The sequence below is a fragment of the Limosilactobacillus avium genome, from assembly GCF_947381485.1.
GTDB classification, from domain to species: Bacteria; Bacillota; Bacilli; order Lactobacillales; family Lactobacillaceae; genus Limosilactobacillus; species Limosilactobacillus avium.
Genome location: NZ_CANCWN010000017.1, coordinates 16,924 through 41,423, shown reverse-complemented (window position 1 = coordinate 41,423; position 24,500 = coordinate 16,924). Strand labels below are relative to the sequence as shown.

Below are 24,500 nucleotides of genomic sequence, written 5' to 3'. Positions count from 1 at the left end.
ACTGGCATACACCAATCGAGATCTTCCTGCTTAATTTACGTCATTAAATTCGTTCAAGTTATTTCTTGCAATCTGCCGTTACCAAAAATGCTACTAATGCCGGCAGCAGCTGGAAAAGCCAGATCTTTTTGGTGGCGGTAAAACCGCCGAAGACCGCTACGACCATGACGAAAATCAACATCATCTGCCAGGCAATGATTAGGTTTGGTCCCTTTAGCAGCCAGTAGCTGAGAATCATCATTACACCCAGGGCACCATTGTAAATTCCCTGGTTTGCAAAGGCCACCCGGGCAGCGTGCTGACGGGTATATTCTTCCGGCAGGTCAAACGCTTCTGCCTGTTGGGCCGGGGTAGCAAACAGTTCCATCAGCATGATGCCAATATGCTCAATCGCCACGAGCATCACTAAAAAGATCAATAACATTTTTTCCGCCTCACTTAACGTACTGGTTTAAGAAGTGGGCAATTCGTCTTGGATACTGGTGCGGGTCCTTGGCGTACGATGCCGCATGCTTGGCACCCTTTACGACCCACAGTTGCTTGGGCCCCCGGCTGGCAGAATAGTTCTGGTAAACCATCCGGGTAGGAACAAAGTGGTCATCACTGCCGTGGATAAAAAGCATCGGGCGGTGGTTCTTGTGAAGCATCGCCGTCGCACTAGCACTATGCACGTAGAAGCCGTTTCTTACCCGGTTGATCAGGCTCAGGCTGCCAATTAACGGTGCACGAATTACTCGGGGAATATTATACAGGTTTCCCGCCTCGTAGTTAAGTTCCCCTTCAAGGCTGTCATAACCACAGTCCTCCACAAAGGCCTTAACCTGGTGCGGAAGGGCGATGCCACTGGTCATCATCGTTGTGGCCCCACCCATGCTGACCCCGAAGATCACAATCTGGCTATTTGCGCCGTTCTCGGCAATCAGTTTATTGGCCCACTTGCGGACGTCGTAACGTTCGGGCCAGCCGTAACCAATGTACTTTCCCTGGCTCTGGCCGTGGGCACGGGCGTCCGGCATCAATACGTTGTAACCCATCTGGTGGAACATGGCCCCGTATTCCCCCATCCGCTCCTTCTTACCCATGAAGCCGTGGAGGATAATGACGTTCTTAGTCGTCTTCTTGGCAGCTGGAATGTAGTCAGCAACTAGGCGGTAGTGCCCGCTGGCCGACTCCATGGTCCACTTTTCCTTATGGGCCCGCTTAAACCACATCTTCTGCTTATACAGTGGATCACTTTTACTAATCCGGTTTGAGTTGTTTACAAATGACTTATGACTAGGAACCATCGCCACGTTAAAGAAGTAACTACCCGCCGCAAAGAGGGCCACGGCAATTACGACAACGATTCCGACCAGCCACCGCCAGAGACGATGGCGACGTTTACTTGCTTGCTTTTTCAAAATGATTAACCCCATGTCGTATTTTTTAATCAATGCGAGTATTTTAGCACACTTTCCGTTACTTTGTAATCTTCTTTTGTTAAAATAGAATGTGAGACACTAAAGGGAGTGTGAGAGAATGTTTCCAGAAAGGCTCCGTGCACTGCGGAAGGGACAAAAAATCACCCTAAAAGAACTGGCCAAGCACCTGAACGAAAACCTTGGGCCCAACGAAAAGCCCAATACCGCTTCCCAGATTGGTAACTGGGAAAGGGGAATTCGGACCCCATCATACGTCGAGGCACGTAAGCTGGCCGAATTTTTTGATGTCAGTCTGGACTACCTGACCGGTAAAACCGACCGGGATGACTTCGACCTCGGCAAGTTATTCTTCTCCGGGAAAAACCTATCGTTCAATCAGACCGTCCTCACCAGCGAGGACCGTTACGAAATATTTCAACTGATTGACGGTTACCTGAAGGGAAAGAATAACCGGCGGGATACCGATAAGTTCTATGGCAAGCAGGAACAGCTGAATCTAAAGTTAAAGTAAGGACCAACAATGAATCCAAAGAAACTTAAAAAGTTAAAGAAGCGGGTTAAAAAGGCTCAGCAGACCGTGCACCAGGACCCATATATCAAACGGTTGATGAACTACCGGGACCTGTTCAACGACTTTCCCGCCATCAAGTACCTGATTAATAACGCCCTCGAAAGTGACCGCCTCTTGAAAAACGGCTTACTACCACAACCATTACCGCGGTTACTCCTCCCTGATGACATTCAAGACACGATCTTTAAAAAAGTGAACGCCCACTACCCCCAGGGTGACCCACACGGCGATGCCCTATGGGATAAGTACAGCGCAGCTTTGCCCAAGCTCGATAAGGACCTGCGCAACTTCCGTGACTACCTTGAGGACACGTACGGAATGTGGTCATACGTCAACGCTCCCTTCGCTAAGGCCCTGTCGAACTACCTTAATGGCGCACCGGTCCTGGAATTGATGGCCGGTAATGGTTACATTTCCAAGGGGTTGCGGAATAATAACCCTACCCAGCAGATTTACACCACGGACAGTCAGGCCTGGGTAAGGGAAAACGAAACGGGTAAGCACCCGGTAACCAAGATTGAGCGCCTGGACGCAGTTGATGCAGTCAAGAAGTACGGTAACGACGTTCAGTTTATTATCATGTCCTGGGCGCCTGACAAGCAGGAAACGGACTGGGAGGTTCTCCAACTTATTCGCGAAGACTACCCTGACGTCCACTTTCTGGTAATCGGTGAGAAGGACGGGGCGACCGACTCCAAGAAGTTCTGGCAAGAAGCCAAGCTGAGCCAGGACGAAGACTTAAAGAAGGTCAACCAGCAGCTCCACTCCTTTGACCTGATTGACGAACAAATTTACCTCGTGAAATAATTACACGAGGATTAGAACACGTTAAAAAGCCTTCAGCAAGATCGACAGCTGAAGGCTTTTGGTATTACTGGGACCGGTGAGCCCCTGCTTGTTCATCAGATAATGCACAAGCGCTTTGATACAAAAATTAACGGCGGGCCTTGTAGCTAATGCCGGGCCGCCCCAAAATTTTTCCTGACTTTTTTCAAATTTCTGTTAGTTTTTCCTAGTAAAAGTGGCCCATTTCCCGTACAATATTCTGGTTGCGAAAAATCTGAAACTAAGGAGGAAAACTAATAATGAAGTACCGTCTCCAAGCAATTTTATTCGTGTTCATCGCCTTTATGCTCGGCTGCAACGAATACATGATTGTCGGTGTCCTGCCGGATATTGCCCATGAATACCACGACTCACTGTCACGGTTAGGTCTGCTCGTCACCGTCTTTGCCTTGATCTACGCCGTCTTTACCCCCATCATCACCTCGCTAGCCAACCGTTGGCGACGGCACCACGTCCTGTTATGGTTGATGGTCATTTTCCTGGTCGGTAACACCTGGTCTTCTCTGGCAACTAACTTTACGTCCCTCCTTTTGTCCCGGATTTTGACCGCGACCGTTGCGGGGGCTATCATTTCACTTGTCCTCGTAATGGCCAGCTTTGTAGCCCCACGGGAAAAGCGGGCAAGCCTAGTATCCTGGGTCTTTGCCGGGTTCAGCATTGCCTCCGTCATCGGGATTCCCATTGGGACCATTATTAGTACCACCTTCTCCTGGCATGACAGTTTCTGGATGGTCACCGTCATTACGGTTTTGGCCTTTGCCTTCCTTCTCTGGCTGGTTCCCAAGGATACTCCCCAGGTAAAAAGCAGCTTAGGCAAACAGTTCGTACTCTTTAAGGATTCCCGGGTAATTCTCGGGGTTATCTTCGTCGTTTCAATCTGTGCGGCGGATTATACGATCTACACCTACATTCGTCCCCTGATCACTAACGAGATGGGTTTTAATAACACCTGGTTAAACTGGCTGCTGTTTGCGATGGGGGTCTTCTTCATCTTCGGCAACAAGTTCGGTGGGGTCCTGGCTGACCGGGGAGGCGTCCACCGGTTACCATTGATTTACGGTATTATGTTTGTCCTGTACGTTGCCTTTGGTCCCTTATTATCATTTAAGTGGCTGGCTATTCTCGTAGTTGGCTTACTCTGCATTGCCTTTTCCTGCTATGGTTCTTCAACCCAGTTGATGTTCTTAGACATTGCGGAAAAGGAATACCCGCAGTCACTAGACCTGGCATCCTCATTAAACTCGATCTTTGCCAACATCGGTATCTCATTAGGGTCCTTCACCGCATCCCAGGCCATGCACTTTACCACTATGAACCACCTCGGCTACGTCGGCTCGGTATACGCCCTGCTTGCCACCATTCTGGTGATTATTTTGAGCCGCCGCTACACGGGGATGCGGTACCCAGTTAAATAACTTAATTTAAAAAACGAAGCGACCGGAAGAAAGTTATTTCTCCCCGTCGCTATTTTTTATGGTTCTATTTTTCATTACCATCATTCTAATTATAAGCAAAGCAAAAATACGATTGCCATCAACGCAACAACTGAAACGCCATAATATGCTTCTGCCATAATGCTCACCCTCGCTTTCACCCTTATTGTAAGCCCTTACGTGAAAAAATGCACTATCTTTAGGGGATTAATTTAAAAGGGTGCACAAAAAAAGCGGCTAGCATCCGCTAACCGCTGGCTGTGTATTGATATCATCTCAGGTTAAAAGGCGATGTCCACTTCGCCTTCAACCGGGCACCTCACAATCCGGTGAGTTAACGTGCCCCACATTCGAAATGTCTAATGGCAGCAATTAGGGTTGCTACCAGACCTCTCGACTCATCGCAACATCTATTCTAGCAAAGATTACAAAAAAGACAAGGATTAGGCCCGATTTTCAACCGTTGCTGCCACGTGTTCGGCAACCCATTCCTGGGCACGCTGGACCAGGTTAGTGACACTACCGGCCTGGTCAGTATCGTTTGCCAACTCATCGATCCGCAAGCCCGACTTGTTGACGTCATCCCCCTCTAGCACCATGTAGAGGTTCACCGGGTATGCGGGTTCTTGGTCCAAGAGCTTTGGATCCAGGCGCTCTGCTTCGCCCATTGGGATGTTGATGAGGTTCATCTCCAGGCGGAGGCTCAGTGGGTCACCCTTCTTCATCTTCACGTTAATTACGTACTGCCCAAGTGTCCCTTGCGCAAGCTGGTCCAGCATAAACTGAATTCCCTTCTTGAGGGTCGTCTTCTGCTGTGCTTGGGCGGCCGTCTTTTCGACCGTTTCCGTGGTTACCTGGTCACCAGTTACCTGGGCTAAGTAGTCTGCTACTGTCATCTTCATTTTTTAGCTCGCTCCTCTAACTTCTTGATCCGGGCACGGGTATATTCAGCCCGCTGCCGGATGCCATAATAGATTCCTGCACAACCGACCAGGATACCGATAACACTTAGGGCCTCAACGATGATGCCAAAAAAGCTCGTCCGCTGGTTCACGGTCTGAAAAGCGGCCAAACAAGCAATCGCAAAGTACAGGTTCACAAAGATTGTGGCGTACCCACAAAAACGCATTTTCACGAGTGCCAGGCCGTTGACGACTGCCGCTAAAATAATAAATACCAGCAAGCGGCCCCACACGGGCGCACTCGTCAGCGGTAAGCCGTGCTGGATGGACATGATGGCGTCCAAGACCATTGCCAGGGCCGCCGCTACGGACGTCACCACAATTACCTTATCAGAGTTCTTCATCTCATTACCAACTTTCCTAAATTTAAAATAAAACGGGGCGCCAGGTCAATACCTGTCTCCCCGTCAATTTATTTTCACGATCACCCGGGGGTGAGTACAAGGTTTAACCTTTGTATTTCACTCCCATTCTACTAGATAACTGGACAAAGCTCAATTAGGCAAGCAAATCCGCAATCTGGTCGGTTGGGATTCCCGTAATGTATTGCTGGGTCCCCGCCTTTTCAAGGGCCTTGGCAATCTCATCGTGGTCGTACTTAACGCCCTTCAGCTGGTCAGCCAGCTTCGTAACGTCTTGCGGGCCAAAGAAATCACCAAAGAATTTGATGTTCTTGATCACGCCATCCTTAACGTCCAACCGAGCATCAATCGTCCCCATGTCGAAGTGCTTCCGCCGCTTCAACGTAAACTCAGGATTCTTGCCGTAAACCCAGTCCCAGTTGTTGTAGTACTGTTCGTAGATCTTGTCGATTTTCTTCTGGTCTTCTGGGGTAACAACGTATTGCTTATCCTTAATCTCGTCGAGGCTGTCAACGTTGAAGAGCCCCTTGATCAGGTCATCCCTGAAGGTTGGAACATCGATGTTTTGGTATTCCTTAGCCAGGTATGGCCGCAGGTTAGTAACCCGGGAGCGGACGGACTTGATTCCCTTAGAGGCAATCTTATCCTTGGCAACGTGGAGGGCATCCGCAACCACGCTCAGGTCAACGTTTAACATCAAGGTTCCATGAGAGAAGGTCTTGCCGTTCTTGGAGTACATTGCGTTACCAGAGAACTTCTTCCCGTCAACCAGGATATCGTTCCGCCCACTGACTTCTGCGGTCGTGGCTCCCATCTTATGAAGGACGTCAACAATTGGCTTCGTGAATGACTTGAAGTCACCAAATTCCTCACTGTCGCTTGGAACCACAAAGCTGAAGCAGAGGTTCCCCAGGTCTTGGTAGACTGCGCCACCACCAGAAAGACGCCGGGTAACCCGGATATTGTGTTCCTTTACGTAATCCTGGTTAATCTCTTCGGCCGTGTTTTGGTTCCGGCCAACGATAATGCATGGTTCTTCATAGTAGAACAGGACCAGTGGTTCGTTCCCAAAATCCTTATCATTCATCAGGTACTGCTCGGTTGCTAAGTTCATCCCAATATTGTGGGAAGTCATTGAAACATAACGCATTATATTACTCCTTACTTGTGAAAGATGTCACAATTATTAGACTAAAATAAACTATTTGTCTTTTAAGTCTCTACGAGTAGTTTAAACTTATCTGCAAACGTTTTCAATTATTTTGTTTTGCTATATTAAAAAAGTATAATAGAAATAAACAATACTATCGACAAAGGAGTTTTTTACAATGGCAGATTCACAATACAAAAACATTCTCGTCGCAATCGACGGCTCCAAAGCGACCAGCAAGGTTCTCGAAGCGGGAATCGACATTGCCGCCCGTAATCACGCCCACCTCGACATTCTGACCATCACCCAGGTTGACCAGTTGACCGATGGTTACAGTAATGCCGTTTTGAGTGACGAGCAGACCTATGACGCTGTCCACCGTACCCAGGAGCGGATGGAAGACTTGAAGCAAAAGTCAATTGACGCTGGAGTTACCGACGTCAGCATCCACATCCGGTTTGGTAACCCGAAGCGGGTCATTGCCCGTGAGTTCCCGAAGGACCACCACAACGACCTCATCGTGATTGGGGCCACGGGGATCTCTGGTATGGAACGGTTCATGGTGGGGTCCGTTACCTCCTACGTTAACCGGAACGCCCTCAGCGATGTCATGGTTGTGCGGATTGCAGAAAATGACTAAGCAAATTGTTACCGGCCTCGTCGCCCACGTTGATGCCGGCAAAACGACCCTTTCTGAAGCATTGCTCTACCAGTCTGGCCACCTGCGCAAGCTCGGCCGGGTTGATAACGGCGATGCTTTTCTTGATCCTGACCAGTTAGAAAAGCAGCGGGGAATCACGATTTTCACCCACCAGGCCCGCCTGTCTTACCATGATCTCACCCTCACAATGCTTGATACCCCCGGCCACATTGACTTCGCCGGGCAAACCGAACAGGTCCTCCAGGTGCTCGACTACGCAATTCTGGTGGTCTCCGCAACCAATGGCATCCAGGGCTATACCCGGACGCTGTGGGACCTTCTCAAGCGCTACGGCATCCCCGTATTTATCTTTATCAATAAGGTCGATAGCGTGGGGGCCGATTCTGTACGGGTCCTTAACCAGTTGCAAGACGAGTTTTCCGCCGGTTGCATCGACTTCACCAGCGGCCAGGTAACCACGGGCGAGGCTGCCGAAGCGATTGCCATGCAAGACGACACCGTCCTCGCTAGCTACCTCGACCAGGAAAAGCTAAGTGAAGATACGGTCCGGACCCTGATCAAAGGGCGGAAGGTCTTCCCCTGCTTTACCGGTTCTGCTTTAAAGATGACTGGAGTTACCAACCTCCTGGATGGGCTCGCTAAGTGGACCGTCGTACGTCCCACCAAGCAGGAATTTGCTGCCCGGGTATTTAAGATTTCCCATGATCCCAACGGCAACCGCCTGACCTGGCTCCGCGTCACCGGGGGAAGCCTGCGGGCCAAGAGCGTCCTCCTTCCTGACGAAAAAGTGGACCAGGTCCGTATCTACGACGGTGACAAGTTTACCATTGCCCAGACAGTTCCTTCTGGGGAGGTTTGTGCCGTCACCGGCCTGACCTCTTCCTTCCCGGGGCAGGGCATTGGGGCGGAAGCTAACACCCCCCGTCCGCAAATGCAGCCGGTGTTATCGTACGCGGTTGAGATTGGTGACAACGACCTCCAGGCCTGTCTGAAAGCCTTGCGGGAGCTTGCAGACGAGGATCCCCAGCTCAAGGTAACCTGGTCAAAGCACCTCCAAGAAATCCACGTGCACCTAATGGGAGAAGTGCAGCGGGAGATTTTGGAACAGATCTTGGAGGAACGCTACCAGCTCAAGCTCAAGTTTAGTCAGGGACAAATCCTCTACCAGGAAACCATCGACGCGTCTATCGAGGGGGTTGGCCACTTTGAGCCCCTCCGGCACTACGCCGAGGTTCACCTCCTCCTGGCCCCGGGGAAGCCCGGGACCGGCCTGCGCTTTGCCGCCGACTGCCGCGTTGACGTGCTTAGCCACAACTGGCAGCAGCAGATCATGACCAGCCTGGCGGCCAAAGAACACCGGGGCGTCTTAACTGGTGCACCGCTGACCGACGTGCAAATTACCTTGATTGGTGGCAAGGGAAGCATCGTTCACTCGGTTGGTGGCGACTTCCGCGAGGCAACCTGGCGGGCAGTCCGGCAGGGATTAATGGAACTGGCGGCCCACAAGCACTGCCTTCTTCTGGAACCCTACTACCGCTACCGGTTGACCGTCCCCCAGGATGAGGTTGGCCGGGCAATTAACGATATTCAAAAGATGGACGGGACGTTTAAGTTGGCCCCGAATACTGGCCAGTCGCAGGCCCTTTTGACCGGGGAAGCACCGGTTGCGACCATGCGCGATTACGCAACCGCCGTCCGTAATTACAGTCACGGCCAGGGCCACCTCGAATGCGTTGTTAATGGTTACCGGCCGTGTCATAACGCTAACGAAGTAATTGCCCAGGCAAAGTACGTGCCCACCGCGGACCTCGCCAACACCCCCGACTCAGTCTTTTGTGCCCATGGTGCAGGGTACCCGGTCCGCTGGGATAAGGTCCCGGAAATGGCGCACTTTCCCTACCGTAAATCACTTTAAAACAGGAATAGACCAGCAAACGGTTGCCGACAAATCAACCGTTTACTGGTCTATTTCTACTTTTGCGTCTTTACCCGGAAATTATGGTGGAGGCCATGCCAGACATGCTGGTCCGCCTGGCCAATCAGGGGACCGTTAAACAGGATACAAAGGAGGGTCCCAATATTAACCGAGTAGATGTGACGGGTTATGATCCACGCAATGGGAATCATAATGATGGGGACCATAAAGTTGACCAACTGGGCGGTCCCGACCCGGCCCTTGAAGTAGAGGAAGCGCAGGATGTTGGTCGTATCATCATTGGGGTGCATAATTAGGTTGGCCCGCTGGTAAAGGGAAATGGCGGTACAGAAGACCACGATTCCCACCAGGCACAGGAGGGTCTGCCACCAAATTGCCAACTGCGGAACCTTGAGCCAGTTGAAGAGGGCGATAAAGACATCAATGAAGTAGCTAAAACCCGCGATAAAGGCAACTTCACCGAAGAAGCGCCACTTATCCCACTGCCGAATCAGCAGCTGGTTGGTAATTGCCACCAGGACCCCCACGAAAAACATCATTAACCCAACCGAAATGTGGGCCATATAGGCCAGGTTAACCTCGGCGGCCGTCCACGGCGCCGCCCCCATGTTAGTCGCCACCGTTAGGCCGTTACCAAGGGCGTTCACCACCAGTCCCACGACTAGGGCAAATAGGCGTGTCGGCATCGTATTGTTCTTATTCATTAAATCCTCATTCTCCCCTATCTATTCGTAACAGTAAGCCATACAGCGCCCCCAATAGGTTCGCTTCGTTACCAAACTTGGCCTTTTGAATATCCGGCATAATGATATCGTCGTGCAGGCGGCGGTCCCCCTCCTGGAGTAGTTGAAACTGGTGGCGAATCTCGGTCACTACCACTGGTTGGGCGCTGATTCCCCCACCGATCAGGACCCGCTCTAGGTCAATAACTGCCTGGACATTCACCAGCAGGACCGCTACCCGCCGGCAAAAGGCCGCAAAGATATCCCAGGCCCGCGGGTTATGGTTGTTGATCTCGACGAAGGCCCGGCGCCCATCCTTTACATCCGGCAGGCCACACGCCGTGGCGACCGCCTTGACCATTTTTACCGCTGAGGTGCTGGCGCCCACCGTCGACTCGTGAATATCCGTATGGTCGTGGTTGTTAACAATTGCGCTGATTTCACCGGCCCGGAAGTGGGGACCCACAAAGAGCTGACCATTGATCATCAGTCCGCCCCCTACCGACGTACCAAGGGTCACTACCGCCCCACTATTTAGGCCCCGCAAGTTGCCCAGCCACATCTCAGCAAGGGTTGCACAATTAGCATCATTGCCCACGTAGACGGGGAGCTGGGCAATCTTTTTGAGGTAGCTGGCCAAGTTGAACTCCCCCATGAAGCCGAGGGCCCCCGTAAACTTAACCTGGCCACTGTGGTGGTTGACGATTCCCGGGACACTCACACAGACCGCACGGACACCCGGGTGGTCACGCACCAGTTGCCCAAGGATAGCTAAAAAAGCGTTGGCACTGGTCGGGGTAGCGGTTTTAGCCGTTTTAATAATATTTCCAGAATGATCGATTAGGGCACTCTTGATGGCGGTTCCCCCAATATCAATACTTAAATAGTGACGTTGCATCTGATCACTCCCCTGCGTAATTAGTTAGTATTATAACGCCGCCACCGCCAGGCAGCCAAGCCGAGTGCAAAGCCAACTACAGAAAACGGTACCCAGGCCAGACCAAGTTGAAAAAGCGGCAGGGTGTGTCCCGCCCACTTTACTAGGGCCTGGTTAAAGCCCAGCTTCAGAAGAACCGGTGGCAGGGCGTTGACCAGGTCAAAGAATGCGGGGAAGACGGTCAAGGCCAGGGTCCAGCGGTAGACCAGCGGGTTATTTTTAAACAGGGGTGACAAGATAGCCAGCAGAATTAAGACAATTGCCAGTGGGTACAGGAACATCAAGACGGGCGCTGACCAGGTAACAATCTGGTCGAGGCCCAGGTTGGCAATCAGAAACGAAAGCAGGCAGTTGACCCGTAAAAAGTTCCTGTAAGACACCTGGGGGAAGCGACTATGAAAGTCCTGGGAGAAGGCAATCACCAACCCCATCGCCGTGGTTAGGCAGGTTACCGTGGCGAGGGTCAACAGGAGGGCATTGCCAAAGGTTCCCAGGTAAAAATGGGCCACCTGGTTGAGGGTCGTCCCCCCGTTGCTTGCAACCGTAAACTGGTTACGACTGGTGGTGCCGAGGTAAATCAAGCCGAAGTAAAGAACCCCCACACCAGCGATTCCGACCAGGCCCCCCTTAGCCGTCGCCAGGGCAACTTTTTCCTTTGAAAAGCCCATCTGCTGGACAGCAGCAATGATGGTTACCCCAAAGATTAGCATTGCCAGGGCATCCATCGTGTTGTACCCCTGCAGGAACCCGTTAGCAAACGCTTGGTGCAGGTAGCTGGTGGTTGGCGCCGGTGCAGATAGTTTCCCCATCGGGTGGATAAAGGCCAGGAGAAAAATTACAAGCAGCATCACCAAAAAGGCCGGGTTAAGGACCTTCCCAATCACCGCCGTCACCTTTCCTTCCTTGGTCGCAAAGAAGTAGGTCAAGAGGAAGAACGCCCCGGTGTAAAGGGCCAGGCCGACTGGTTGCATCCCCTTCGACAAGTAGGGAGCAACCCCGATTGCGTAGGGAACCGTTGCCGTCCGGGGGGTCGCACAGAGGGGGCCAATCGTGGCGTGGACACAGACCAAAAAGATCAGGGCAAACCAGCCCCCCACCGGCTGGGCGAGCTCGAATAGTCCCCGAGTATGGGTTACACTCAGGGCCAACAAGGCCAGCAAGGGGAGTAAAACTCCCGAAGTGATGAAGCCCAGGGCGGCCGGCCCCCAGTTACTACCGGCGAGCTGCCCCAGGTGGACAGGAAAGACCAGGTTCCCCGCGCCAAATATCATTCCAAAGACGAGGGACCCAATTACCAGGTAGGTCTGAAGCCCCGTTTGCTTTTTATCCATCAAACTCTCCTCCTCATTTCAATCCAACTAATTATATCTGATTAGCGATGACTGGGTAAAGGGCAAAAAAAGCGCGCCAACATTGCGTTAGCGCGCTTTTCATATTTGATAAGTGTTTAATTAGTAATCAGCAGATGATTACTTAAGACCCTTCCAAGTCCAGTTAGTAACTTCTGGTAAGTCCTTACCTTCTGAACGGATGTAGTGGTTGTGCTTGTTGATCATGTTGTCCATCTTGGCAACAAATGCAGCACCCTTTTGTTCGTAGCCAGGGATGTTTTGGATAGCGTCCTTAGCCAAGTGGAACCGGTCCAGTTCGTTCAATACACGCATGTCGAATGGAGTGGTGATGTCACCATTTTCTTCGTATGAGTGAATGTGAAGGTTGTGGTTAGCACGTTCGAAGAACAGAGCTTGGATCATGTCACGGAAGCCGTGCCATGCGAAGATAACTGGCTTGTCAGTAGTGAAGTATTGGTTGAATTCTGCGTCTGACAGACCTTCTGGGTTCTTGTCTTGCTTCATCAACTTCATGATTTCGATGATGTTGATGTAACGAATCTTCAGTTCAGGGAAGTTGTCGTGAAGAATGTCGATAGCGGCAAGAGATTCTTCAGTAGGTTCAGTACCTGCAGAAGCGAAGACAACATCTGGTTCGCTACCTTGGTCAGTAGAAGCCCAGTTGATGTAGCCAAGACCGTTGTCAACTAATTCAGTAGCTTCGTCAATGGAGAACCATTGTGCACGTGGGTGCTTGGAAGTTACGAAGATGTTGATGCATTCTTGGTCGTTGAATGCCTTGTTGGATACGGCCATCAGGGAGTTAGTATCTGCTGGCAGGTATTCCTTAACAAGGTCTGGACGTTCCTTTTCGAACATGTGAGTCAACAGACCTGGATCTTGGTGAGTGTAACCGTTGTGGTCTTGTTGGAAGACAGTTGAAGTATCAACGAAGTTCAGTGCTGGGTATTGCTTACGCCAGTAGAGATCCTTAGCCTTCCGTAACCACTTCATGTGTTGAGTCAGCATGGAGTCAACAACCCGGCCAAAGGCTTCGTAGGTTGCGAAGAATCCGTGACGACCAGTCAGAGTGTAACCTTCGAGGAATCCTTCTGCTTGGTGTTCGGAAAGTTGAGAATCAATCATCCGACCTTCGTGAGAAAGGTTTTCGTCGTTTGGTTCGTGGATACCTTCCATCCATTGACGCTTGTCGTTGTCAAGGAATGCGTAAAGACGGTTAGACTTGGATTCATCTGGACCGAAGCCACGGAACGTGTCTGGGTTCAGTTCAGCCATCTTGCTGAGGTACTTACCCCATTCAAGCATGTCTTGCTTTACAACAGAACCTGGTGTTTGAACGTCAACGGCGAAGTCACGGTAGTTAGGCAATACTAATGGCTTTGGATCGATACCACCGTTAGTGATTGGGTTCATAGCCATCCGCTTGTTGCCATCTGGAGTGTTTTGTTCAACTAAGTCAACTGGGTGACCATTTTCATCGAACAATTCTTCAGGCTTGTATGACTTCATCCAGTCAACCAGCATGTCCTTGTGTTCCATATTGTCTTGGGAAACCGGAATAGGAATCTGGTGAGCACGGAATGAGTTTTCGATTGGGTTACCATCCAAGTCCTTCTTAGGACCAGTCCAACCCTTAGGAGCACGCAGGATGATCATTGGCCAAGTTGGCAGTGAGTCATCGTTGTTTTCACGAGCATTCTTTTGAATAGCCTTGATCTTTTCGATAACAGTGTCAAGGGTCTTAGCCATTTCTTCGTGAACCTGCATGTGATCCTTGTAACCGTTGAATTCACCATCACGGTCAGCTTCCTTGTATGCGGAAACAAAGTGTGGTTCCCAACCCATACCTTCGAAGTACTTAGTAAGTTCTTCGTCGCTCATCCGGGAAAGGATAGTTGGGTTAGAAATCTTGAAACCGTTGATTTGGATGATTGGTAATACGGCACCATCCTTGATTGGGTTGATGAACTTGTCAGAGAACCATGAAGCGGCCAGTGGACCAGTTTCGGATTCACCATCACCAATTTCAACAGCGGCGATAACATCTGGGTTATCTAAAATAGCACCAACACCGTGTGAAAGTGAGTAACCAAGTTCCCCACCTTCGTGGATTGAACCTGGAGTTTCAGGGGCAGCGTGTGATGCAGTACCACCTGGGAATGAGAAGTGCTTGAATAACTTAGCCATTCCCTTTTCGTCTTGAGTAAATTCTGGGTAAATTTCGGTGTAGGAACCGTCCAAGTATGAGTTGTTAACCATAACTTGGCCACCGTGACCGGAACCTTCGATGTAGAACATGTCAAGGTCGTACTTCTTGATTACCCGGTTCAAGTGGGCGTAAATGAAGTTTTGAGGAACAATCGTACCCCAGTGACCAATTGGCTTAGGCTTAACGTCTTTTGCTTGTAATGGTTGACGTAATAATGGGTCGTTCATTAAGAACAAAGTACCAACTGAAAGGTAGTTGGCTGCACGCCAGTAAGCGTCAACACTTTCCAAGTATTGCTTGGAATCGTAATCTACTGCCATTCTAATAAACACTCCTTCTGAATAAATAAATACGTTCGTGCTTGAAACAACTAACGTAAATCATTCAATTTACAAGTATTATGATAAACTGTTTTTGTTTAAAGTCAACCTTTTTGAAAATTGATACGGTCCAATTACCAAATTTTAATAATTTTAACCCGTCCTTTAAGTTTCCCGTATTACGAAAATTGCCGTAATGTGGCTAATAAGCCCTTATTAACGCCGCTTTTAATGAATGCTGTATACTTAAAAATGTAATATTTTTAATTTGGAAGGCAGGCAAAAAATGGCAGATCTCGACACACTTAACCAGGCTGATATTGGTGATTTTGAAAAGTTAATGGCCGTCACCACCGTAATGACGCAGTCGGTAATTAGCTTCTTGATGGTGGGCAACCTCCCCGTTGGTCAACAGTTTTTTCTCGGTGGAATCTACGAGGCAGTAAAGTTTAGTGCTTCGGCCTTTATCTTTGGGATCCTGTTCTCAACAATCCGGACCCACCCCCAGGCAAGGTTACGGGACTACCCGCGTTTCATGCGGAATCGCTGGCACGTCCTCTTTGTTCCTTCTATTTTATGGACCGCTGTCTACCTCCTGGTCCTGCCCCAGGTCCAACAGCACCGTCACTACCATGACTGGCGGCAGTTCTGCTGGCAGTTTATCAACGGGAACGCCGCACCCCACCTCTGGTATAACGTAATGATGCTTCAATTCATCATCCTGATGCCGTTCTTTTGGTGGCTCGCCCGGGTCGTCCAAAATCATCCCCGTCGCGGGGTCAGTGCCTTTTTGTTGGCACTGGTTTTTGAACTCGGTTGGCACTGGCTCTACGAGTACCAGGTCTTCCACGGCCCCGAAGCAAAGAACTGGTACCTCATTGACCGCTGCTTCTTAAGCTTCTTGATCTTTGGGGTTGCCGGCACCCTCCTCTGCAAGTTCTATAAACAGCTACTGCCCTTTCTGATGCGTCACTGGCTAACCCAGATTGTCTGCTGGTTGGTCCTCTTTTACTTTGTCACCATCAACTTCTTTGGGTACGGGGTCCCGGTTAAATTAACCAACGCTCCCTACTACCTGCCATCGATGATCTTCTATAATTTGAGTACGATTGGCCTGATCGTCACCCTTGCTTCTTACATGCAGAAGTTTCGGAACCAGTGGCTCCCCTTCATTCACTGGGTCGCCCTGTACGCCCACCGGTCATACCTGGGTCACGTCTTTTGGCTTTACTGGTGTTGGCAGGGAATTAATCATTTCGTTCCCCACCTATTTCTCGCGGTTAAGTTCCCCCTGCTCGTTATTCTGACGATCACCCTGTCCTTTGCATTCTCCTATTGTGCTCATCTAACTTGGACAAGGATTAAGCGGGTATTGAATGTCCGCCACCTAGTAAATGGATAATAAACAAGCTGGGAGAAAACAAAGTTTTCTCCCAGCTTGTTTTAGTTCTTCGAATATTACACAGTAATCGCGGAAAAACCAAATAGGCTTGCTCCGCTTCGAAGCGTGCTCCTAATGTCTAGCTACGGAGCACTCTGAAGCTTTTTTCCCAGCTTGTTTTATTATCCTTCCTGGTCTAAGTTGATGAATGTGCTGTACCGCATGTACTGGTAGTGGATCCGCATGCTGGAGACCTCAAACGGGGTTCCATCATCTAAGAAGAAGACCCCGTCCATAATGCCCACTGGCTCCGTCGGCTTTAATTTCAGCAAGTGCTGGTCATCCGCCGTTGACGGGGCCACGCTGATGGTCGTAAATGACTTGGTTACCCGCTTACCCATGCTGTCTTCCAGGTAGTTAAAAATCGAGCTGTTGACAATCGCTGGTGACAGGGTGGGCACGATCTTGATGGGAATAAAGCCGGTCTCAATCATAAACGGCTGGTCATCAATCAAACGCAGCCGTTTGATTTGGTATACAAAATCGTTATCATTAAGGAAGAGTTCCTCTTGAATATCTTCACTGGCGGGAATAACTTGGTAGTTGAGCAACTGGATACGCTGCTTTTTACCGGCAACTTGGAAACTATCAGTAACCCCTAAATTGCTGCCCTCATAGTGAAAAAGAGATTGGTTTTTCAGGTAGAGGGGGTTAATAAAGGTTCCTGACCCCCGCTTTTTAAAGATGATCCCTTGCTGGGCAAGAATTCCCAGGGCCCGCTTGATTGAGCTCCGGCTTACTCCGTAGGTTTCACTGAGGCTTCGCTCGTCGGGGAGGCGCATCCCCTCGTATTGGTTTTTCAAGATTTTTTGTTTTATATCGCGCATTACGGAGCGATATACTAAATCTGCCATATCGTTAACTCCTCCGGTCGATGTGTCCCGCTTATTTCACTACTAGTATAACAGACCTATTTCAAATTGGGACCTTTTTGTGAAATATTGGTCCGTTCCAGATTAAAAAAGGAGTTTTATTATGAGTAAAAAGAACAAAAAAAGCAAGTTGAAAAAGACCCAGGTTGAGCAGATCCTGGACAAAAATAAGATTGCCTACAAGCAGGCAGAATTTCCAACCCACCAGGATGGGGACGTGCGGACAATGACGGTGGACCACACCGGAGTCGATGAGCATACCGTCTACAAGACCCTGGTCCTGTCCGGAAACGTCACCGGCCCACTCGTGGGGGTCTTGCCGATTGACACCCACCTGGACGAAAAGAAGCTCGCCAAGGTCTCCGGCAACAAGAAGGTTAACATGGTGCCTTTGAAGAAGCTCCTGAAGACGACCGGCTACGTCCATGGCGCCAACACACCCGTGGGGATTTACGAAAAGTACCAGTACCCGATCTTCATCGACCAGGTTGCCGAAGAACAAGGGGAGATCTACGTTTCGTCCGGTAAGATTGGTCGGTCCGTCTGCCTGAATGCCACCGACCTCGCCAAGCTCGTCCACGCCAAGTTTGCCGACCTGGAGCAAAAGTAACCCCGGGTGAAGTAATTGACCCGTTTTCTGAATAAGCTTAAAGTATAAGTATCTTAATAAAAGAAAGGTTTTGAAGAAATGAAGAAGAACTTATCCGCTTGTACAACGGTCCTTGTGGGAAAGAGTGCCACCATTGACGGCTCCGTCATGGCGGCCCGGAACGATGATACCTTCGCTCCCCTTACGCCCCAACGTTTTGTCACTTATCCGGCCTACCATGACCACCCCAACCAGGTAAAGGCCTACCTCAACAAGTGTGTGGTTGACCGTCCTGCCGATGGTTACCGTTACCAAGGGACCCCAAACGTTAACTACGAAAAAGAAGGGGTCTTTGACGAGAGCGGCTTTAACGAAAAGAACGTTGGGATGAGTGCCACCGAAAGTGTCTACGCTAACGAGCGGGTCCTGGCGGTTGACCCCCTGAACACCGAAACCGGGATCAACGAAGACCTGATTGTGGCGGCAACCCTCCCGTTTATTGACAGTGCCAAGAACGGGGTTGAATATCTCGGTCAGTTAATTGCCAAGTACGGTTCTGCCGAAGGAAACGGGGTCATCTTTGCCGACAAGAACGACGTCTGGTACATGGAAATCGTCACTGGTCACCAATGGGTTGCCCAGCGGATTCCTGATGATGCTTACGCCGTTACTGGTAACCGGATTGCCATCCAACAGGTGGACTTCGATGATCCGGCCAACTTTATGTGGTCCGACGGCATCCAAGAATTCGTTGAGAAGAACAACCTGAACCCGGACAAGCATAGCTGGAACTTCCGTCACATCTTCGGGACCGCCGATGTCTTTGACCAGCACTACAACACACCCCGGCAGTGGTACGGTCACAAACTGCTCAACCCGGGTGTTGAACAGGACCCGTTGGACTTTGACCTGCCGTTCATCATGCGGAGTGACCGGAAGTTGACCCTGAAGGATGTCCAAGACGTTCTCAGCAGTCACTACCAGGGCACCCCTTACGATCCGCTGGGTCATGAAGGTAGTAAGCAGGAACGGGAAATGTTCCGGCCAATCTCCTTGAACCGGACCCAGAATTCACACGTCCTGCAGATTCGCAACGACCTGCCTGAAGCAGCCTCAACCATCATGTGGATGTCCTTTGGGGTGCCAACCTTCACCCCATATGTCCCATTCTTTGGGAACGCCGACGACATTGACGTTAGCTACCGGGAAACGCCGAAGAAGCTCAACATGGACTTCAAGAGTGCCTACTGGATGTACCGGGCCCTCTCGATGATCGTTGAATCCCACCATGCTGAATTTACCCAGGCCGACCTCGACTACTTAAAGGACAGCCGGGAGTACTTCTACCGGTGGGTAAACAAGGTTGCCCACCAGGTTGAGGGGATGGATCCTAAGGAAGTCAACCAGTTCTTGAGTGACCGGACCCACGAAATGGTCGCCGAAATGGCCAAGCGGACTAAGAAACTGATGGCTGAACTGATCATGCACGGCCTAGAGCTTTCCAAGCTGACCTTCAACATGGACAAGAACCTGTAATTAGAAACTAAAAATAGAGCAAAGCCGTGACTAGAGAAAAAATTCTCCGGTCGCGGCTTTGTTTTTACTTATTTACCTGATTAATTGCCACCCCATCGCGGAGGTAGGAAATGAGGTTTTGCGACGCCTCCTTGGCCATCGCAACCCGGGCAGCCGGGGTTCCCGTCCCCACGTGAGGCAGCAGGACAACATTATCAAGCTTGCGGAGCGCGGCAGTAACCTTGGGCTCGTGTTCGTAAACGTCCAGACCGGCCCCCGCAATTTCACCCGTTTCCAGGGCCCAGACAAGGTCATCTTCCTTGACCAGGCTCCCCCGGGCAACATTGACCAACAAGGCCGTCTTCTTCATCTGTTTAAAGACCGCCTTGTTAAATACCCCGGTAGTTTCCGGCGTCGCTGGCGCGTGAAGGCTTAGGACATCTGATTCCTTAACCAGGGTTGCAAAGTCGGCATACTCAATCTGCCGCCGCTTTTCTTCCGCAGCTGGCAGGCGGTGTCGCTTATTGTACAGGACCTTCATCCCCAGGGCCTGGCAGAACTTGGCGACCTGACCACCAATACCACCGTAGCCATAGATCCCCAGCGTTTTCCCCGCCAGGTTCGTGCCCATGTACTCCGGGTTGGAAACGTCGAGCCACTTGCCTTCACGGATTGCGTGGTCATAAAAGTGGAAGCGCCGGGCCGTTGCCAGAATCAGGCCTAGGGCAGTTTCCGCGGTCGAGTAGCGGACACTATGGGGACAGTGGGCAACCACGATTCCCTTTTGCCTTGCGTAGTCAATATCAACGTTATCAAAGCCATCCCCCTTAGTCGAAATGATTTTCAGGTTGGTCCCGGCATCAAGGAGTTCACGGTCACCCTTGGTTCCCGAAAGGATCATCCCGTCAAATTCGTGGAGGTGGCGGAGAATCCACGGCCGGTCGGTCACCGCTGCATTATCGAAGACATCAAAGTTTTGCCGTAATTCTTGTAGTCCCGCCTCCGGGATATCGCCAGTAATTAGGATTTTTGCTTTTGCCATCAGATTTCCTCCCGTCTTTAAAGTTTCCACAGTAACAACAGTAGGGCCAGTAAAAAGGTCAAGCACCCCAGCAAGACGTAGCGGTAAGGGTGACGGGCCGCATTACCGTACCGGTAATCGTTCCGGTAGCGTTGCATTGCGGCTAGAATTGCCAGTCCGCCGGCGGCCGCGACTAGGCTATTAGCCAGGCACAAGATCAAGAGGGTCTGGGGGCCGCCCGCCCAGTAGGTCGCCAAACTATCCGTTCCCGCTAATGCCGCAACCAGGGTGGCCGTCACTACTAGGCCGTTCAAAAACTGGTAGGTGCCGCTCCGCCGGGTGACTAGTGGGGCCCACAGTCGGGGAATCATTTTCCCCACAGCAATTAGCAAGATTGCCAGGGCCCCCAGGCAAATAATGATGAGCCCCCGCTGCCACAGGCCGTGGCTGGTCGTCACCAGGGCTAACAGATAACTAGCGGTAATCAGAGCCCCGGTCCCGAGTGGTAAGGGAATGAAGAGGGGGCTGGTCAGCCGGGTAACCTGGGCGAAATAGTTGCCCAGCAGGGCCTGAATACTGGTCAAGGCCAGGAAGCTGCCGCCCAAAACGGTCAGCCGCGCTGGGGCCAATACCTGACCGGGAGCTCCCCAGGCAAGAACCAAAGCAGCAATCATTACCACCGCATTGACCACTGCCAGGGCCTGGTAGTGCCCCCGCTGCTTAACTGCTACCGGCTGGTTGTAAATGAGCAGCAGGTTGTAAATATTGGCCACCAAGACGGGAACGGAGAGTAACAAAATGGATTCTTGCAAATCCTGGGTAGGGGCCAGGATTCGACCACTCGCCCGCCAAGCGCTGGTAACCGTCATCCATCCCCCGGCCCAGGCTAAGGGAATCAGGGGAACAAGGGCCAGTGGCGGCTTTTTGTAAGGACACTGTTTAGATTTTTTTACTGAATTTGCCATCTAACTTCCTCTTGAATCATCATTGCTGAAATCAATTATAACAAAATTATTATTCAGATGACTTTCATTACGACCTATCAAATCTGCTATGATGGAAACGAGGAATAAAAAAGGAGTCTTTTAATATGTTTCAATCACAGCTGGGGCTAAAGGGGAGCAGCGACCGCCAACAAATTGACGACCGGTTGGTGCACCATCCCCACGTTTACGAATTCTTTACGGCCGCCCGTGATTTCACCCCCGAGGATTACCGTCACCTGGCGCGGGCAATCCAATACGTCCAATCACAGGGAATTAAAAACATCGTCCTCCACCACCCGATGACCTTCCACAATTACCATTCTGACGTGGTGGCCCCGGAAAAGGATTATCCTGACCTCTACCGCTTTATTGAGACAACTACGGAGCAGCTGATCCGCCTGGCTGATGACTACCACGTCCAGGTACTCGTTCACGGTGGCTACTCCGGTGACCAGGTCAAGCACATGGTCGCCCTGTACCCATCAGTTGAGGCCGCCCGCCAGGCCGTTTACCGGCGGTTGGACCGGTTCGCCCGGGCGGGACGGGATCAGATCATGTTTGAAAACTCGATTGCCCCCGTCTTTGCCTATGGTGACCCGGACGAGGAAGACGAGATCTTGAGCCACCACTATCGGCTGGCGTTCGACACCTCGCACTGCTTCATCGAGTTGCATGGTGACAACCGCGGCCTCCAGGCTTCCCTCAAGCACCTCGCCCCAGCCGTTGTCCACTACCACCTGGTCGATTCGATGGGGTTGACCCACGATAGCCTGACCCTGGGGACGGGCAAAATCGACTGGGCACCGGTCCTTCCCCTGCTCAACCCCCAGGCAACCAGTATCTACGAGATTAACCTGCGCGACCAAGGTAACTGTCAAGAGCAGTTGGATAGTCACGCCTACCTGTGCCGAATTGCCCGTCGCCTGCGTGAGAAGGAGAACTAGCCGTGAAAAAATACATTAACAAGCAGCACATCTCATTAGTGCTCGCCCTCTTCATCCTTTACCTGGCCATTATCTTTTGGCCCCACTTCATCAAGTGGGCGGGTACACTTTTGGGCGCCATGACACCCCTTTTGATTGGTGGCGTGATTGCCTACATCGTCAACCTCCTTTTGCGCCAGTACGAGGACCTGTACCTGCGCCTGTTCAAGCAGAAGAAGGCCCGCCGGTTTAAGCGCTTGTGGGGAATCGCCCTTTCCTACTTCACCATTTTTCCGATTGTGGCGATTGTTATTCGCCTGGTGATTCCCGAGCTCATCAGCTGTATCCAGCTTTTGATTACCAACCACAGCCGGGTGATTACCCACTTCATTGCCACCTTTGAGAACAACGACAATGTCCAAAAGATGCTCCGTAATTTTGACCCCCGCCACATTTCCTGGGCTAAGGCGCAAAAATACCTGACCTATGGCTTTGGCGGCACGTTTAAGGCCCTCATGTCAACCGCCTCTTCCGTTGTCTCGGTTGCCACCACGGCCGTAATTGCCTTCTTCTTTTCCATCTACCTCCTTATCTACAAGGAAATGTTGGCCCGCCAGTTCTCACGCTTAATCAACACCTACCTGGCCAAGGTTAAGCGCCCCCTGATGTACGTCATTCACACCTTTGACGATAGTTACAGCAGCTACATCGTCGGCCAGTGTAAGGATGCTGCCATTCTGGGAATCGCCTGCTTTATCGGGATGACCATTCTGCGGATGCCGTACGCCACCATGATTGGCGTGGTCACGGCCTTTGGTGCCCTAATTCCAATTGTTGGGGCCATCCTGGGGGCCAGTATCGGGGTCGTCCTAATCTTTGCCGTTTCCCCAATCAAAGCGGGAATCTTTTTGATCTTCATCATCCTTCTCCAGCAGTTTGATAACCGGGTCACTTACCCCTTAGTGGTTGGGAAGAGCATCGGTCTCCCCAGCGTTTGGGTATTTGCCGCCGTCATTGTCGGCGGGAGTATTTCAGGAATTCTCGGCATGATGCTGACGGTTCCCCTCTTCGCTGCCATCTACCGGATTGTTGCCACCGATGTCGGCAAGCGGGAACGAGCAAAGGAAAATTCAACAGATACATAAGAAAAGCCCTTAGTATTCGTGAACCGAATACTAAGGGCTTTAACTATTCATTTTTTCTTAGCAACTGTCTGGGGAGCCTGTTGGCACCGCATCTCGCGTACTAGGTGGATGGCCTTTAGGTGGGCCAGTACCGCGTCAATTGCCAGGCTCGTCAGTTCAACGGTCTGGGCATCAGCGTTTTCCACGGCCACTTTCTTCCCCGCCAGCTTCTGGTCAAGGATTGTTACAAAGCGGTCATAGGCCTGCTGTGGGTAAGATTGCAGCGTCGCCTGAGCAATTCCCCGCCGAATTTCTTCAATCGAGAAGCTCGACTTGAAAAAGCCAATAACCAAAAGGTCAACTAACTGGTTAACGGCGTACTTCTTCTTGACGGGCGCCTGAATGATCTTTTTCTTGACGTAGTTATTGACCATTGACTTGGTCAGCGGCTCAACGCCAACCCCGCTAAGCTGTTCATTAACGATTGTGACTACCTGGTCAATGTACAAACCCAGGGCCGGGAGTTCCTTCCAACGTGGAAACTTAACGTGGGCCAACTGTTCTTGCCACTGCCTATACTGATTATTTTCTACCATCGTAATCCACCTCGTCTTCGGTTGAAACACCAATCGACTGGCCATCATACTGGTCGCTATCCAAGATTTGGCCAAGGACTTTTGCTAGGGCCCGGTCACTAACGCCCGTCCCCGTTATTGCCTGCCCCTCTGCCGTGATTTTAGCTTTGGCCGTTGTTTCCACAATGGGAAGGGCCCGGACAATGGTGTAGGGCAACTCGAACTCATCAATCATTTTAACCGCATACTGGTGGGCCCACAGGTACTCCTGAGCTCCCTTGCCGTACCACTTTTTCAGCTGGTTAACGTCCGCATCATCAGCGGTCCCCGCCATTGAAAGCATGACAATCTTACGGGGTAAAAAGACGGACTGGTCAATTAACTTGGCCAGGTCCTGGACCTCATCGTCAACCGGGTCACCGGGCTGGGCAAGCCAGCATAACTGGTCGCCACGTTTAAACCCAATTTTAAAGCTACTGACGGCAACCGCGTCGTACAGCTGCTCCATGAGCAGGCGACTCAGTTGGTCATGGCGACGACTAACAATTACTGTTCTGCCCATTAAATCACCT

The 24,500-nt window shown here is 51.0% G+C and carries 24 protein-coding genes; 10 read left to right on the top strand and 14 right to left on the bottom strand.

Annotation, left to right across the window (positions count from 1 at the left end; translation table 11 throughout):
- Positions 1 to 58 precede the first annotated feature (58 nt).
- Positions 59 to 424, bottom strand: a complete 366-nt coding sequence (locus tag QOS01_RS06630; RefSeq protein WP_283621648.1) for a DUF1304 domain-containing protein — start codon at positions 422 to 424, stop codon at positions 59 to 61.
- 10 nt (positions 425 to 434) lie between these two features.
- Positions 435 to 1,415, bottom strand: coding sequence for an alpha/beta hydrolase (locus tag QOS01_RS06625; protein ID WP_283621647.1), 981 nt, complete (start codon positions 1,413 to 1,415; stop codon positions 435 to 437).
- 103 nt (positions 1,416 to 1,518) lie between these two features.
- On the opposite strand from QOS01_RS06625, the gene QOS01_RS06620 reads away from it, so the two are divergent.
- The 3 genes from QOS01_RS06620 to QOS01_RS06610 all read left to right on the top strand — a co-directional run bounded on the left by QOS01_RS06620 (position 1,519) and on the right by QOS01_RS06610 (position 4,253).
- Complete coding sequence (locus QOS01_RS06620) at positions 1,519 to 1,932, top strand: helix-turn-helix domain-containing protein (protein WP_047768500.1); 414 nt, start codon at positions 1,519 to 1,521, stop codon at positions 1,930 to 1,932.
- A 9-nt stretch (positions 1,933 to 1,941) separates the two neighbouring features.
- Entirely contained in the window at positions 1,942 to 2,799 is an 858-nt protein-coding gene (locus tag QOS01_RS06615; RefSeq protein ID WP_283621646.1) for an SAM-dependent methyltransferase, read from the top strand.
- Positions 2,800 to 3,077: 278 nt separating this feature from the next.
- On the top strand, positions 3,078 to 4,253 hold the full coding sequence (locus QOS01_RS06610) for an MFS transporter (protein ID WP_283621645.1): 1,176 nt from the start codon (positions 3,078 to 3,080) through the stop codon (positions 4,251 to 4,253).
- A 461-nt stretch (positions 4,254 to 4,714) separates the two neighbouring features.
- On the opposite strand, the gene QOS01_RS06605 is transcribed toward QOS01_RS06610, so the two are convergent.
- The 3 genes from QOS01_RS06605 to QOS01_RS06595 form a co-directional block, all read right to left on the bottom strand.
- Positions 4,715 to 5,173: a hypothetical protein gene (locus tag QOS01_RS06605; protein ID WP_283621644.1), complete on the bottom strand. Its 459-nt coding sequence runs from the start codon at positions 5,171 to 5,173 to the stop codon at positions 4,715 to 4,717.
- Positions 5,170 to 5,577, bottom strand: a complete 408-nt coding sequence (locus tag QOS01_RS06600) for a hypothetical protein (protein ID WP_283621643.1) — start codon at positions 5,575 to 5,577, stop codon at positions 5,170 to 5,172. The genes QOS01_RS06605 and QOS01_RS06600 overlap by 4 nt, the downstream gene beginning before the upstream one ends.
- Positions 5,578 to 5,731: 154 nt before the next feature.
- A complete protein-coding gene (locus tag QOS01_RS06595; protein WP_283621642.1) occupies positions 5,732 to 6,745 on the bottom strand; it encodes a lipoate--protein ligase in 1,014 nt (337 codons plus the stop codon).
- A gap of 178 nt (positions 6,746 to 6,923) precedes the next feature.
- Between QOS01_RS06595 and QOS01_RS06590 the strand changes: the two genes are divergently transcribed.
- Positions 6,924 to 7,385, top strand: coding sequence for a universal stress protein (locus QOS01_RS06590; protein ID WP_283621641.1), 462 nt, complete (start codon positions 6,924 to 6,926; stop codon positions 7,383 to 7,385).
- Positions 7,378 to 9,321, top strand: a complete 1,944-nt coding sequence (locus QOS01_RS06585; RefSeq protein ID WP_283621640.1) for an elongation factor G — start codon at positions 7,378 to 7,380, stop codon at positions 9,319 to 9,321. Before QOS01_RS06590 ends, QOS01_RS06585 begins: the two co-directional genes overlap by 8 nt.
- 56 nt (positions 9,322 to 9,377) lie before the next feature.
- On the opposite strand, the gene QOS01_RS06580 is transcribed toward QOS01_RS06585, so the two are convergent.
- From QOS01_RS06580 to QOS01_RS06565, 4 genes are all read right to left on the bottom strand, one after another.
- Positions 9,378 to 10,046 (bottom strand): YczE/YyaS/YitT family protein, encoded by a 669-nt coding sequence (locus QOS01_RS06580; protein ID WP_283621639.1) that lies wholly within the window; start codon positions 10,044 to 10,046, stop codon positions 9,378 to 9,380.
- 7 nt (positions 10,047 to 10,053) lie between these two features.
- Entirely contained in the window at positions 10,054 to 10,962 is a 909-nt protein-coding gene (locus QOS01_RS06575) for an ROK family protein (protein ID WP_283621638.1), read from the bottom strand.
- A gap of 20 nt (positions 10,963 to 10,982) precedes the next feature.
- Complete coding sequence (gene brnQ / locus QOS01_RS06570; protein ID WP_283621637.1) at positions 10,983 to 12,332, bottom strand: branched-chain amino acid transport system II carrier protein; 1,350 nt, start codon at positions 12,330 to 12,332, stop codon at positions 10,983 to 10,985.
- Between the two features lie 138 nt (positions 12,333 to 12,470).
- Positions 12,471 to 14,882, bottom strand: a complete 2,412-nt coding sequence (locus QOS01_RS06565; protein WP_283621636.1) for a phosphoketolase family protein — start codon at positions 14,880 to 14,882, stop codon at positions 12,471 to 12,473.
- A gap of 286 nt (positions 14,883 to 15,168) precedes the next feature.
- Here QOS01_RS06565 and QOS01_RS06560 point away from each other — a divergent pair, with 286 nt between their 5' ends.
- A complete protein-coding gene (locus tag QOS01_RS06560) occupies positions 15,169 to 16,284 on the top strand; it encodes an acyltransferase family protein (RefSeq protein WP_283621635.1) in 1,116 nt (371 codons plus the stop codon).
- Positions 16,285 to 16,445: 161 nt separating this feature from the next.
- Here QOS01_RS06560 and QOS01_RS06555 read toward each other — a convergent pair whose 3' ends face one another.
- Positions 16,446 to 17,177 carry a GntR family transcriptional regulator gene (locus tag QOS01_RS06555; protein ID WP_283621634.1) on the bottom strand — a complete coding sequence of 244 codons (732 nt, stop codon included), beginning with the start codon at positions 17,175 to 17,177 and terminating at the stop codon, positions 16,446 to 16,448.
- Positions 17,178 to 17,298: 121 nt separating this feature from the next.
- Between QOS01_RS06555 and ybaK the strand changes: the two genes are divergently transcribed.
- Positions 17,299 to 17,805, top strand: a complete 507-nt coding sequence (gene ybaK / locus QOS01_RS06550) for a Cys-tRNA(Pro) deacylase (protein ID WP_283621633.1) — start codon at positions 17,299 to 17,301, stop codon at positions 17,803 to 17,805.
- A gap of 78 nt (positions 17,806 to 17,883) precedes the next feature.
- On the top strand, positions 17,884 to 19,320 hold the full coding sequence (locus QOS01_RS06545) for a C69 family dipeptidase (protein WP_283621632.1): 1,437 nt from the start codon (positions 17,884 to 17,886) through the stop codon (positions 19,318 to 19,320).
- 64 nt (positions 19,321 to 19,384) lie between these two features.
- Here QOS01_RS06545 and QOS01_RS06540 read toward each other — a convergent pair whose 3' ends face one another.
- Positions 19,385 to 20,341 (bottom strand): NAD(P)-dependent oxidoreductase, encoded by a 957-nt coding sequence (locus QOS01_RS06540; protein WP_283621631.1) that lies wholly within the window; start codon positions 20,339 to 20,341, stop codon positions 19,385 to 19,387.
- Positions 20,342 to 20,358: 17 nt separating this feature from the next.
- A complete protein-coding gene (locus tag QOS01_RS06535; RefSeq protein ID WP_283621630.1) occupies positions 20,359 to 21,285 on the bottom strand; it encodes a hypothetical protein in 927 nt (308 codons plus the stop codon).
- Between the two features lie 125 nt (positions 21,286 to 21,410).
- Here QOS01_RS06535 and QOS01_RS06530 point away from each other — a divergent pair, with 125 nt between their 5' ends.
- Both QOS01_RS06530 and QOS01_RS06525 read left to right on the top strand, forming a co-directional pair.
- On the top strand, positions 21,411 to 22,250 hold the full coding sequence (locus tag QOS01_RS06530; RefSeq protein WP_283621629.1) for a sugar phosphate isomerase/epimerase family protein: 840 nt from the start codon (positions 21,411 to 21,413) through the stop codon (positions 22,248 to 22,250).
- A 2-nt stretch (positions 22,251 to 22,252) separates the two neighbouring features.
- Positions 22,253 to 23,374: an AI-2E family transporter gene (locus tag QOS01_RS06525; protein ID WP_283621628.1), complete on the top strand. Its 1,122-nt coding sequence runs from the start codon at positions 22,253 to 22,255 to the stop codon at positions 23,372 to 23,374.
- A gap of 47 nt (positions 23,375 to 23,421) precedes the next feature.
- Here the strand turns inward: QOS01_RS06525 and QOS01_RS06520 are convergent, their stop codons facing one another.
- Both QOS01_RS06520 and QOS01_RS06515 read right to left on the bottom strand, forming a co-directional pair.
- Entirely contained in the window at positions 23,422 to 23,949 is a 528-nt protein-coding gene (locus tag QOS01_RS06520) for a DUF1836 domain-containing protein (RefSeq protein ID WP_283621627.1), read from the bottom strand.
- Positions 23,936 to 24,490: an NAD(P)H-binding protein gene (locus QOS01_RS06515; protein WP_283621626.1), complete on the bottom strand. Its 555-nt coding sequence runs from the start codon at positions 24,488 to 24,490 to the stop codon at positions 23,936 to 23,938. Before QOS01_RS06515 ends, QOS01_RS06520 begins: the two co-directional genes overlap by 14 nt.
- Positions 24,491 to 24,500 lie beyond the last annotated feature (10 nt).